This is a genomic window from Delftia sp. JD2 (assembly GCF_001682645.1).
In the GTDB taxonomy this organism is placed as follows: Bacteria; Pseudomonadota; Gammaproteobacteria; order Burkholderiales; family Burkholderiaceae_C; genus Comamonas; species Comamonas acidovorans.
In genome coordinates, this window is sequence record NZ_LFJT01000021.1 from 32,397 (window position 1) to 45,708 (window position 13,312).

General features: G+C 61.6%; 6 protein-coding genes. 5 read left to right on the forward strand and 1 reads right to left on the reverse strand.

Annotated features, from left to right (window positions below):
* Positions 1-34: 34 nt before the first annotated feature.
* From ACM14_RS32425 to ACM14_RS13635, 4 genes are all read left to right on the forward strand, one after another.
* Complete coding sequence (locus ACM14_RS32425) at positions 35-8,734, forward strand: LPD38 domain-containing protein (protein WP_254662051.1); 8,700 nt, start codon at positions 35-37, stop codon at positions 8,732-8,734.
* Between the two features lie 227 nt (positions 8,735-8,961).
* Complete coding sequence (locus ACM14_RS13625) at positions 8,962-9,570, forward strand: hypothetical protein (RefSeq protein ID WP_065346428.1); 609 nt, start codon at positions 8,962-8,964, stop codon at positions 9,568-9,570.
* A 50-nt stretch (positions 9,571-9,620) separates the two neighbouring features.
* Positions 9,621-10,163, forward strand: a complete 543-nt coding sequence (locus tag ACM14_RS13630) for a cysteine hydrolase family protein (protein WP_368072934.1) — start codon at positions 9,621-9,623, stop codon at positions 10,161-10,163.
* Positions 10,164-10,175: 12 nt separating this feature from the next.
* A complete protein-coding gene (locus ACM14_RS13635) occupies positions 10,176-10,637 on the forward strand; it encodes a DUF421 domain-containing protein (protein WP_065346430.1) in 462 nt (153 codons plus the stop codon).
* Between the two features lie 324 nt (positions 10,638-10,961).
* On the opposite strand, the gene ACM14_RS32430 is transcribed toward ACM14_RS13635, so the two are convergent.
* Positions 10,962-11,474, reverse strand: a complete 513-nt coding sequence (locus tag ACM14_RS32430) for a hypothetical protein (protein ID WP_254662052.1) — start codon at positions 11,472-11,474, stop codon at positions 10,962-10,964.
* Between the two features lie 124 nt (positions 11,475-11,598).
* Here ACM14_RS32430 and ACM14_RS30660 point away from each other — a divergent pair, with 124 nt between their 5' ends.
* A complete protein-coding gene (locus tag ACM14_RS30660; protein WP_084027366.1) occupies positions 11,599-12,906 on the forward strand; it encodes an HD domain-containing phosphohydrolase in 1,308 nt (435 codons plus the stop codon).
* Positions 12,907-13,312 lie beyond the last annotated feature (406 nt).

Genomic DNA, 13,312 nt, shown 5'->3' on the forward strand with positions numbered 1-13,312 from the left:
CAGCCTCGACGGAGTTCCATCCGCGAGGTAATGCATGCCCCAGACCCCCCAAAGCACCGCCGATGGCGGTGTTGACCTGTTCGAGATTGCCGGTATCGATCCAACGGCGAAGACGGCAACCCCTGCCCCAACTGGCGACGTTGACCTGTTCGAGCTGGGCGGCATCTCTATCGATGTGCCCAAGTCCAAGCCGCAGGGCATAGGCGGCTATGTGGCCGATGCCATCACCGACGTGTTCAAGCGCGCGGGCGGCGCCGCCCTCTCTGGCGTGGCTGCAGTGCCCGAGGCTGCGCAGTCGGGCATCCGCGCCACAGTGCGCAGCGGCGCCGGCGGCGACCCCGCCACGGTCATGCCCGGCGGCGCCTTCATCCCGGGCATTGACACAGACGAGGCCATCAACGGCCCGATGACGCAGCAGCAGCGTGACCGCCGCGAGCTGCAGGCGGAGCGCGCGGCCGTGGGCGTGCGCCTGCCTGGCGCCGAGACGCTGGCCCGCGCCGGCCGCGATGCGCAGAAGGCCATCAACGACACGACCAGCCAGGCCACGCAGGACGCGGTGGCCAATTCCCAGATCACGGGTAACCTGCTCAAGGGCGAGATCGACTTCGGCAAGGACCCGTCTGTGCGCGGCTTCCTGATGCAGGGCGCTGACGTGTTCGGCAGCATGTTCCCCGTGGTGGCCACGGCGCTGGCCACGCGCAGCCCGGGCGCAGCCGGCGCGGTGGGCGGCGCCATGGCAGCGGGCGAGGGCGTGGAGAACGCGCGGGAGTTCATCGCCAAGCAGTCGCACGAGCAGCTGCTGGACACCAGCCCGCTTTACCGCCGCATGATCGATGCCGGCGCAGCGCCCGACGAGGCGCTGCGCATCACCAGCGCCAGAGCCGAGGACGCCTCGGCTCTGCTGCAGGGCGCGGTGGCCACGTTCGGCGACCGCTTCACCGGCAAGCTGGTGACAGGTGGCCTCGACCCGCTGCTGGCCCGCGTGGCCGGCCGCTCGGTGCTCGGCAAGACGGCGGCCGGCGCGGGCATCTCGGCGCTGGAGGAGGGCACGCAGGAGCTGACGGAGGGCGTGGCCTCGGACCTGGGCACCAAGAGCGTTGCCCACGGCAAAGAAATCGGCGAGGACTCGGCTGCCAACTTCGTGCTGGGCGCGCTGGGCGGATCTGCACCAGGTGCAGCGCGCGGCGTGGTGGCCGGCGTGAAGGATCGTAGGGGCGGCCAGGCGGATGCTGGCGGGCGCAACACGGTCATCGACGTGACCTACAAGGATGCCGAAGGCAACACGGTCACGGACGTGGCCACGACCGCAGATGCTGGCCAGCGCGACGGCGCTGCAACTGCGCCTGCCCCGGTACCGACACAGACGGAGCAGCACGCCGAGCAGCAGCGCGTGCAGCAGCCCGATGGCACGCCCGAATCCATGTACAGCACCACGGCTGCCACGCGCCTGGCCGAGCTGGAGGTGATCGACAGCACCATGGGCCTGAACCCGGTGCAGCAGGAGGAGCGTGCAGCACTGGCCCAGCGCCTGGAGCAGGATGCTGCGCGCGAGGCCGAGCTGGAAGCCCTGGGCGATGAGCCCCAGGCCGTGGCCGCCGAAGCTGCTGCGGCCGGACAGGCCCCGGCGTTTGATCCTGGTGCAGTGCGGTCCAAGACCTGGCCCCAGTTCGTGCACGAGCGCGGCGAGAAGGTGGCCACCCTGCGCCGGGGCACGCCCATCTGGGACCAGCTGCAGCACGAATGGGCCGCCGTGAAGACGCGCCGCGCCGGCACCAACCCCGAGGGCACGGGCGCCGCCGGCACGCCGGCCCAGGAGATCCAGAACCGCGACCGCAGCCGGCCCGCCAGCGTGGTGCAGATGCAGGGCATGGCCCAGAACCCCGACTATCTGCGGCTCGGCGTCTCGCGCAGCCCCGAATCCGGCGCACCCATGGTGTTCGCCGTGGGCGACCAGGCCGACGCCGCGCAGGTGCTGGGCCGTGCCGACGTGGCCGTGATGAGCGACGGCCAGCGCGTGCCGTTCCGGTATGCGGTGATGGAGGCAGCCGACGTGCAGCCGTCCAACTTCGCGGACGGCGCCGTCAATCCGCTGTTCGACGCAGCGCACCCGGGCACGGTCAAGGCCCTGAACAACGGTCGCACGGCGGGCCTGCGCGCTGCCTACGAGCGCGGCACGGCCGACGCCTACCGGCAGGAGCTGGCTGCCGACAGCGCCATGCACGGCATTGATCCGGCCGCCATCGCCGGCATGCAGGCCCCGGTGCTGGTGCGCCTGTATTCCCAGAAGGACAACCAAGTCAACATGGGCGCCAAGAGCCAGAGCCAGGCCCTGGGCCTGTCCGCCACAGAGCAGGCCGCCACCGACGCGGCCCTGGTGGACGACGGCGTGCTGGAGGTGTTCGACAGCGGCGCCCTGGACAGTGCCGCCAACCGGGATTTCGCGCGGGCATTCATCGGCAAACTGCAGGAGCATGGCCAGGATGTCGCCGGCATGATGGATGCGAGCGGCGCGCTCTCACCGGCCGGCGTCACCCGCCTGCAGGCGGCTCTGGTGCACAAGGCCTACGGCGATGGTGACCTTGTTGAATCGCTGTTCGGCTCCACCGACAACGACATCCGCGCCATCGGCGAATCCCTCAAAACCGTAGCTGGAGAGTGGGCCAACCTGCGCCTGGCGGCCGAGCGCGGCGCCATCAATGCCGAGGTGGACGTGACCGAGAACCTGCTGCAGGCCATTCGCCTGGTGCAGAAGGCCCGGCGCGAGCGCGCGGCGCTGCACGATGCCGTCCAGCAGGTTGACATGCTGACGGGCGACGTGCCCGATGCGCTGACCGTGGGCATGCTGCGCCTGCTGTACAGCGGGCATTACCTGACCCGGCCCGTGGGCCGTGACCGCCTGGTGGAGTCCCTGCGCGCATACATGGGCGCTGCGTTGGCGACCTCGGCCAGCGGTGACATGTTCGGCGAGCAGGTAGGCCCTGCCGCGATTCTTGCCGCACTGAGCGGCCAACCCAGCACACAGCAATCCAATGACACAAGCACCGACTCCCAGCAAGCCCCAGTCCCAGCCCCGCAAGGCAGCCGAGAACCCCCTGGCAGCGATGCTGTTGGGGAGCGTGCTGATGCAGCAGGGCCAGAAACACGGCGACAAGAGCCAGACGGAGGAGGGCGAGCAGCTGCTGGAGATCGCGCAGACCGCCCAGAGCAAGAAGCCGACGCCGACAGCGGCGCCGTAGCGCCCGTGCTGGAGCTTTCCAGCTACACCCCCGACGGGATCCAGGCACAGCAGGCCCAGCAGGAGCAGGCCGAGAACAGCCGTGCACGCGATGATGCCAAGGCAGATGCGGACGCGCGAGCCGAGCGCGAACGCAAGGAAGTGGCCGAGCGCCAGGCCGCCAGCGCTGAAAACTTCCAGTTGGACCAAGACGCGAAGGATGCCCTGAGCGGCCAGCAGGGAGTTTTCGACAAACCGGCTGCCGGTTCGCCTGCGCGACCTGAGACTGCTGCAGCACCTGCAGCACCTGCAGCACCTGCAGCACCTGCAGCACCTGCAGCACCTGCAGCGAGCCAGCGGCCCAAGCTGCGTGACACGCGCGGCACAGGCGTTCGCCTGCATGGCACCAGCCGCCCGCTGCCCGAAGGCGGGCCAACCAACGATGGCGTTTATCGCGGCAACGTTCTCAACATCTACGGTCAGGGTTTCTACACCACAGACGCCGCCGACATCGCCGCCGGCTACACCCGCAAAGGGCAGGGCGGCGAGCCCACGCTGTATGAGATTGCCGAGCACTCCCCTGTCCGTCTGTATGACATGAATGCTCCGATGGAGCCTGAGGTGCAGTCCATGGCCAAGCGCGTCCTGGACGACCTAGCCCGCGATGAAAACACGGAAACGGGCGAGCGCATCACCACGCTGGCCCAGCTGTTCGATGAGGCGCGCGCCGAGTCTCGCTACGAAGGCGTGAGTGCGGACGAACTGCAGGAGCGCTTCGATGGCATTCGCTACAACCTGGAGGACATGGGCTATCGCGGGTTTGCGCATGTGGGCGGCGGAAAGACCGGCAACCAGGCCCACAAGGTGAACATCTATTGGTATCCCGAGGATGATCTGTCCGTCACGCGCAGCGAGCTGTCCCGTTTTGAGGAAGGGGCTGAGCAGCCGGCGGGCGTGCCTTTCAAGCGCGCGGAGAGTTCCGTCTCGCCCACCATGACGGCAGACCTGGCGCAGGAACTGCTGCGCATCGCTGGTGGCGCGGTGCCGGCGGGCGCGCGCCGTGCGCCCCAGGCGCCCATGGCGCGCGTGCAGAAGGTCGTGGACGAAGTGCGCCAGGCCTGGACCAACGCACCGCGCATCAATGTGGTGTTCGACCTGCAGGACCCGCACGTGCCCCAGGAAGCCCGTGATGCTGACCAACTGCAGGCGGCCGAGGGCGCGGAGGGCGTGCCCAAGGGCTTCTATTTCGATGGCGAGGTCTACCTGGTAGCGAGCCAGCTGGCCACGCCTGAGGAAGCTGCCCGCGTGCTTTACCACGAGGCGCTCGGCCACCACGGTCTGCGCGGTGCCTTCGGCGAGAAGCTGGACGCGGTGCTGGACCAGATCATCGTGGCCCGCCCCCGCGAGGTGCGCGCCAAGCTGCAGGAGTATGGCGAGCTGGACGACCTGGTGGGCCGGCGCTACGCGGCCGAGGAGGTGCTGGCCGAGATGGCCGAGACACAGCCGCAGCTGGGTTTCGTGCGCCGCGCCGTGGCCGCCATTCGCGCCTGGCTGCGCGCCCATGTGCCCGCGCTGCGCGACCTAGCCATTACGGACGCGGAAATCATCCGCGACTTCATCCTGCCGGCGCGGCACTGGGTGGAGCGCGGCGCGGCGGCTGCTGCATCGGCATCGTCGGAAAGGCCCAAGTTCAGCCTGGATAGCGGCTCGGGCCGCCGGGCGCTGCAGGAGCTGTCCCAGCTGGACGACCTGTTCACCTTCCCGAAGTCGAAGCAAACGGATCTGAAGGCCATCGCCAAGGAACACGCTCCGGACATCGAGGTGAGCAAGCCGGTGAGCATTGCAGGCCGGCAGGAATATACGTTGAAGATGCCAGATGGCAAGAAGGCCACGCTGTCGGTGCGCCAGCCCAACCCCTACGGAGAGCAGGTCTACGACATGCTCTACACGGCGGAGGGCATGGAGGCCGTGGCCGGCAGGCCCGGCGAGAACCCGGAGGATGTGCCTCCCACCACGGACGTGTGGCTGGACGTGTCCAAGTTGTCCCGGGGGGACTCGGGTGCCATGGCGTACAGCATCGCCGCCACTTTCGCGCACAACACGGACAGCATTTTCATCGGCGATCCTCACGGGCTGAGCAAGACCGCGCTGCGTCGCCGGCTGGAGCAGATGCTGTCCAGCGCCTTGAAGCTCGGCACCACACGCCACCTGGCGCCGCACCCCGACCAAGTGCGCGGCGGTCACGGTGTGCCGGGCCTGCGCTGGGTCTATGGGGATGACGTGGGGAATGTGGAGCGCATGATTGCGGCGAGTGTGGCTGCCACGGATAATGCTTTCCCAACCTCCAACCAGATTGACTATGACACAGAGCGCGGATCGTTCCGACTTTCCAATTCCGGGGAGCAACTATCAAGACAGCAATTGGCTGGCTTGGTTGGACAATCCATCGAAAGAAGACGTCGAGTGGATGGAAGCGCGCCAGGAGAAGCGGAAGTTGGCTGGCGAACAATTGCGCGAGCGGCTGTCTGGCGTGCCCTTCTACGCCGAGCGGGCGGCCAGGACCAAGGAGATCGAAGGCAGCGAGGCTCCCTACTGGGAGAGTTTGCTGAGCGGCACGCACAAGTTCTAACCGATCCCAGCCGCAGCCGCCGAGTTTTCTACAGCCGCGGCCCCGCTTCCGGCGCGGCCACTCCAGCGCAGTCCAAGGGCCGTCTGGGCCGTCTGCAGGACAAGGTGGCGGACCTCACCGGCTACCGCTCCGTTGATGACTTCCTGTATTCCTGGCAGGACAAGTTCATTGACCTCAAGCGCATCCAGGAACACATCAAGGCCTTGAACGGCACCGTCAGCGAGACGAATGACGCTTACCGGGGCGAGGAGCTGTACCACAAGCGCGTTGCCAAGCGCGCCGGCAACTTCTTGCGCGATGAGGTGAGGCCGCTGCTCAAGCGCATGAATGAGGCCAAGGTGGCCATCGAGGAGCTGGAGCGCTTCCTGCATGCACGGCATGCGCCCGAGGCCAACCGTGTCATGGCCGAGCGCAATCCCGGCACCCAGCAGTTGCAAGGCCAGCGCGATGCGGCCGCGAAGACTGTGGAAGATCTGCGCCGCCAACTGCAGCGCGCCCAGGCCCGCGGCCTGGCCTCCGGCCCCGTGCAGAAGGCGCTGGGCCAGGCCCTCATAGACCAGGACCGCTGGGACCGCGCCGAGGCTTTCGACGGCACCGAGGAGGAGCGCCTGTCCTTGTCGGGCATGAGCGATGCCGAGGCCAAGGCGATCATGGACGGCTACAGTCCCGAGCAGCGTCAGGTACTGGACGAGTTGGCCGCGCGCGTGGACCGCATCAACGAGGGCACCCTGAAGACTCTGGAGAGCTATGGGCTCATGGACCAGGCCACGCTGTCGGCCTGGCGCAAGACCTACCAGCACTATGTGCCTCTCCATCGGGACGAAGCCCATCCGGACAGCAAGGCCCATCCCATCGGCCAGGGTTTCAGCACGAAGGGCGATGCATCGAAGAGGCGCACGGGCTCGAACGAGCGAGTGACCAACATCCTGAGCCACGTCGTCATGCAGCGAGAGGCGGCGCTGACTCGCGGCGAAAAGAACAACGTGGTCAAGCGTATGTACCTGCTTGCCGCTCAGAACCCTGACAAAGAGCTTTGGAGCCTGGAACTGCCCAAGAAGAAGGCGCTGGACCCGGACACGGGCCTGGTCAAAACCATGGTGGATCAGGGCGCCAAGGCGCGCGACAACGTGGTGACGGTGCGCATTGGCGGCAAGGATCGGTACATCGTCTTCAACGAGCGCAACGAGAAGGCCGTGCGCCTCGCCATCGCCATGAAGAACCTGGATGCCATGGAACTGGACCGCTTCACGCGGATTGCGGCATGGATCACGCGGTGGTTCTCCTCGGTCAACACCCAGTACAACCCTGTGTTCGGGGTCATGAACCTGGCGCGCGACTTGCAGGGTGCGATGCTGCAGCTTTCCACCACGCCCCTGGCCGGAAAGCAAGCCGAGGTGTTCCGCAACATCCGGCGAAACACGCGCGCCATCTACAAGGAGCTGCGCCGCGAGCGCAAGGAAGAGGGCGCACCCACCGGCCAATGGGCGCAGCTGTGGGAGCAACTGCAGCTCGATGGCGGCACGACGGGCTACCGCGATCTGCATGCCGATCCCAAGGACCGTGCCAAGGCACTGCAGAAGGCGCTGGACCAGGCTGGCCAGGGCACATCGGTTGTCGCCGGCGGTCGCGCGCTGCTGGCTTGGCTGTCGGACTTCAATGAAACCCTGGAAGCCACAACGCGCCTCGGCGTCTACAAGGCTGCCCTGGACCAGGGCATCAGCCGCCAGGAGGCCGCGAGTATCGCCAAGAACATCACGGTGAACTTCAACCGCAAGGGCCGCAACACCTCCGTGGTGGGCGCGCATTTTGCATTTCTGAATGCGGCGATCCAGGGCAACAAGCGCATGCTGGAGACGCTGGCGGGTCCTGCCGGGCGCAAGATCATGATGGGTGGCGTGGCCCTGGGCATGATGTCGGCCATGGCCGGCTACCTCATGATGGGTGGCGGCGATGGAGCAGACGACGAATGGAAGAAGATCCCCGAGTTTGTGAAGGAACGGGCGATCATCATCCCGCTGGGCCGGCAGGACTATGTGGCCATACCGCTGCCGCTGGGGTTCCATGTGTTCCCCAACATCGGGCGGACCATCGTGGAGATGGCCGTGCACGACGATCCGACCAAGAGCCGAATGGGTCACGTCCTGGACATGGCTGTGCTGGCCCTCGATGCCTACAACCCGCTGGGTGGGTCTGCTGATCTGGGGCAGATGGCATCGCCCACCTGGTTCGATCCTGCGCTGGCCCTGGCTCGCAACAAGGACTGGACAGGCCGGGAGATCTACCGAGAGGACCGGAATTCAAACGAACCGACGCCAGGTGCAAGCCGGGTGAAGGATTCGACTGCGACGCCTTACCGCTGGCTGGCCTCCTTGGCCAATGCCGCGACGGGCGGCAACGAATGGCGGCCCGGCGCTGCCAGCCCAACGCCGGAGGCCATCGAGTACTTGGTGGAACAGATCACTGGCGGCGTGGGCCGCGAGGTGAACAAGGCCGTAGCCATGGCCACGTCCGCCTTCACTGGCGAGGAACTGGCGCCGCACCAAGTTGTTCTGGCCGGCCGGCTCTATGGGAACACGCGCGGCGCCAACGGCCAGAGCAACGCCTACTACGAGAACCTCAAGCGTATAAACATCAGCGAGAACGAATTCAAAGCCAGGATCCAGCGCGGCGAAGATGCTGATGCGGTGCTGGCGGATGTACCGCTGGCCAGGGCTCATGACGCATCGAAAGCGCTGGACAAGAAGATCTCCGACCTTCGCAAGTACCGCCGGGCGATCCAGGCTGGAGATGCTCCTGACAAGCGCGACCAAGTCAAGGCTATCAATTTAGAGATTGAAAATTCCATGCGTGCGCTGAATGAGGCGGTAAACGCAACACTCAGGCATTTTTAGGAGTAAGGCGGGGCTCGGCTTGACAGGGCTCTTAGTTACCGCGAATTTAATGCTCGCCAGTTTTGATCTTTCTAAATTATCTTTTTCTTGATAGTTATTTTATTGAAGGAAACGACTCACGGAATGAAGATGAAAATCACTACGCACTCATCAGTTTATGCCTACGAATTTTGCCTCGCAGCTGGTTCAATCTTAAGCACCGAAGTATTTAAGTTTGGAGTAATAAAATGGCTAAACCTCGATATGATGAGAAACAATTGAAGGATCTTCTTCTGCAAATGATGGAGACTGAGCTTGGAGGTGAGCAGGTATATCGAAAAGCTCTGACCTGTGCAATTAATGAAGATTTAAAAAAAGAATGGGAAGAATATCTTGAGGAAACACTTAATCATCAAAACGTAGTGCGTACAACGTGCGAATTACTTAATATAAATGCTGACGAGGATGTACCTTCCCGGGGAGTTGTGAAGCACATTGGCCTGTCGCTTGTGAAGGCTATGGATTTGGCATTGAAGTCCGGTAATCCGGCCGCCGCGCAACTCGTGGCATGCGAATGCGTGGTCCACGCTGAAACCAAGGACCACGCCAACTGGGAGCTTCTGGGCAAGGTCGCCGAGGTGGCTACAGGTGAAACGGGCAAGGTTCTCAAGGAGGCCCACGCTCGTGTGGAAAAGGACGAAGACCATCACCTGTATCACACCAAGGGGTGGTGCCGCGAGCTGTGGATCCAGAGCTTGGGTATGCCAGCAGTCCTGCCTCCCCCTGAAGAGGTCAAGCAGGTTGAAACTGCCATCGGCGCATCTCGAGCGGAGCAGCAACGCAAATCCATGTTGTGATGCCTAGGCCGAGGTGGTTAGAACCCACGCAAGTGCCTCACAGCGCGGAAGTGCTGTTGCTGGTGGATGTCATCAACCCGCTGCAATTTCCCAATGCCGGGCCTTTGCTTCAGGAAGCGGTACGGGCTGCCCGGCGCATTGTCCGGCTCAAGGCCAGGCTTCGTGAAAAGGGCGTGGCTACGATCTACGCCAACGACAACTACGGCACTTGGCACAGCGAGTTCAGCGACATTCTTGCCGCCTGCCAGGGTTTGGCTGGCGAGCGTGGCGAGATCGCTCGGCTGCTTGCGCCCGATGCGGAGGATCTGGTGATTCTTAAGCCCCAGCATTCGGCATTTCATTCCACGCCGCTGCTGCATCTGCTGGGCAGAATGCATGCGCGCAGGCTGATCATCGTGGGGTTTGCTGCGGACATGTGCGTCATGCTCACGGCTACCGATGCACGCATGTCGGGCTACGAGGTCTGGGTGCCCAGCGATTGCACGGCGGCCGAGACGCCTGCGCGGCGGCAACAGGCATTGCGGCAGTTGAGGCAGGCCTTCAAATGTTCAGTGCGCGCTTCGGCGCGTAGCCCCTGGGCGGGGCGGAATTGATGGGGCGTTGGTATGTGGAACCTGGACATCCATCCGTTTGAGTTGGCCATACGCGCGCTGGCAGTCTATGCCCTGCTGCTGTTGATGATGCGTATAACGGGGCGGCGTACCGTGGGGCAGTTCACGCCTTTCGATCTGCTGGTGGTGATGTTGGTGAGCGAGGCGGCGGGGCCCTCAATGACAGGGTCTGATCAGTCCCTGCCTGGGGGGCTGCTGGTGTGCGTGATCCTCATTGCGTTGAATACGGCCGTGGGTTTCGTGACAGCACGCTGGCGCGGTGCGGAAAAGCTGCTCGAGGGCGAGGCGGTGCTGCTGGGGCGGGATGGAAAGATCTTTGAGAGTGCGCGCAAAAGCCACCGGGTATCGCGCAACGATATCGAGAAGGCGCTGCGCGAGGCAGACTGCGAGGAATCAGAAATCCGCTGCATGTTCCTTGAGGCAGACGGATCCCTTAGTGTGCAGAAAATGCAGTGAACGGACACGGCAATCCGAAGCGCAGTTAGAAGCGCAACTTGGCGACGGGTGCAGCATAGTTGCTACGGGCAGGGGTGTAGCTACCTCTAAGTTGCTGTCAGATAAAGATTTTCTTCAAAAATCAATCCAGTCCATCATGGGCGCCACGGACATGCGCCACATGCTGGCAGGTGCTTGATTTTCTACGTTTGTCATTGATCTGATTGGGTTTTTTTGCTCTGGCGTCGTTGCCTGATTCTTCGCCATCCAACCCCGTTTTCCTGTTTGTTCAACTCTGAGCACTCAATCGGAATCATCACCGCACACAAGCGGGCAGGCGGCTCGCTAGCTGACCTCCAGGCCTTCAAGCGCACGGTGCAGTTCGGAAGGGTCAATCTCCAAAGAAAAAGCCCCTGGCGCGCACGCACCCCGGGGGCTTGAGGCGCCGCCTAGACTTGGCGCGCACCTCCTTGCTTGGTGTATCGGCTGCACGCCGCCTAACTTTTGGCCTTTTCGAACAGGAATTGCCTGCCATTCTTGCCGTTGATCCAGTTCGGCGGCTTGCTGCGGCCGATCCGGGTAGCACCTGTCTCGGGGGGGGGGGGCGCGGAATCTGGGCATGGCCACGAAGCTCTTCGCCTTGGAGACGCTGGCAGGGAACACGTTCTGCTCGGTCAACTGGCATTCATGAACCTGGGCGCGAACCTCTTCCACCGAACCGGCTTTTTCTGTTTTCATCGTTTCCGCGATGCGTGCATCCGGCTCGGCCTTCCAGGCGAGTGGCATCACTGACGCAAAAATCATCCATTGCGCGAGGCTGGTTATTGTAACTGCGTGTAAGTGAGTGAGAAGATTCAAATGAATTTGATCTTCAATTGCGTGATGCTAGTAAAGAATTACTATCTTCACCAATGCCTTTCGATGTCATATTCTTGAGACTCATCGATCGACGCATCGAATAATGCAATTGGAGGCATGCCAAATGAATGCTGAAGAGAAACAAGAATCATTTGCACGGCAATCGCGGTTGCAGGCATTGTTGATTGACCCGGAGGTAGAGGACGTTGCAGGGTTAAACCTGTTGCTTGGTCAGGCTGGATATGATCTGCGGATGGCAGCAAGCTCGCCAGAAGCATTGGCGGAGTTTTCTGGTGGACGAATTGACTTGTTGATATGCAATACGCATGTGCTTGACAAGGATGGCGGACAGTGGTTGGAGAGTATTGTTGGACAGTTCCCTGACCTGTTTGTGATTTTTCTTTCGGAATACGGTAGAACTGTGATTCCGAAAGGCATTGGTCGTTTGATGGGTTTGTACCGTCACATAGTAAAACCTTGGAATAGTGAGCAATTTTTGGATGCTATTGATCAATTAAACGATCAGAAAATTACACGCCATGAAAATATTCGTCTGCATCAGAAAAATAAAGTGCTGACGAAGGAGCTGGCGGAATTAAATGCAACTGTTGAGCTTACTGCCCATGAGCATGACGACGAATTGTTGGAGGCGCATAGGAAGCTTAAAAAGAATTTCGTCGCAGCTATCCGGATGTTTTCCAATCTTCTTGAGTGGCGGAGTGGGCTGCTTGCAGGGCATTCTAGACGCGTTGCGGACCTGACCCGTCGAACCGCAAATATCATGCAGCTAAGCGAAGAAGATCAGCAGAATTCTTTTGTTGCTGCGCTCATTCATGATATTGCCCATATTACTCTTGCCGATGGGATGTTGAACAAGCCCGTCCCAAGCTTGAGTCATGAAGAGCTGGAAAAATATAGGAATCACAGCAGCTTGGGAGAACAGTTGCTTCTGCCGATAGACGATGCGCACCCGGTCGCTACTCTCGTCAGGTCCCACCATGAGCGATTCGACGGGGCAGGTTTCCCTGATGGCCTGAAAGGGAAGGATATTCCAATAGGAGCTCGGATAATAGCGGTTGCTGATTTTTACGATGACCTGATGATAGGGCATTTAAGCAGCAAGCCCCTAAATTGTGCAGAGGCAAGAACCCTAATTTCGCATGGCAGAGGAACACAATTTGATCCAGAGGTTGTCGATGCTTTCTTGCAGATTTTGATACAGGCAACCCCCGTTGCCGACCCAGTCCCTCTTTATGTTCCCTGTTCGGAGCTCCGGCCAGGAATGATTTTGGCTCAAGACTTCGTATCGAGGGAAGGGTTGGTATTGCTTACGGCAGGTCGAGTTTTGACGACAGATTTGATACGCAGAATGCAATTGCGTGTTGATCTTGGCCGGAAATTGCCGATTCGTGCCATGGCCTCGGCTGTTTGATGATTTTCGAGATTTGTAATTGTTTTGGTATGGGTTTGATCAAGTTGTTAATGGTTTTCGCTCTCTGCTTGTCTTGAAGAACTTCAGCAGAATTTCACCGTTGGATGTAATCGCTTGTTTTTCTGATATGTCAGCTATATGTGAAGGTGGTACTTCTGTGGAATATAGCTTGCTGTTGCTTATTCTGTATAAAATTCTCTTGTCTCCGACTATGAATTCATCTCCTTCAATCAGTCCTATATACCGGCCATTTTTGGTATAGGCTTTCCACCATCCGCCTTCTATCATTTTATGCCTCGCGATACTATGGTTTATTGTTGACGCCCAACACGTCAATGCTTAAGGGTGAAATGCTAATCTGAGAGTCGTCCGATTTTGCAATCGATGCAAAATTTGACAAAGTAAT

Bases quoted from the DNA above. Each gene is read 5' to 3' on its own strand.
- ACM14_RS30660 (WP_084027366.1), top strand. From the start codon at position 11,599: ATGAATGCTGAAGAGAAACAAGAATCATTTGCACGGCAATCGCGGTTG.
- ACM14_RS13625 (WP_065346428.1), top strand. From the start codon at position 8,962: ATGGCTAAACCTCGATATGATGAGAAACAATTGAAGGATCTTCTTCTG.
- ACM14_RS32425 (WP_254662051.1), top strand. From the start codon at position 35: ATGCCCCAGACCCCCCAAAGCACCGCCGATGGCGGTGTTGACCTGTTC.
- ACM14_RS13635 (WP_065346430.1), top strand. From the start codon at position 10,176: ATGTGGAACCTGGACATCCATCCGTTTGAGTTGGCCATACGCGCGCTG.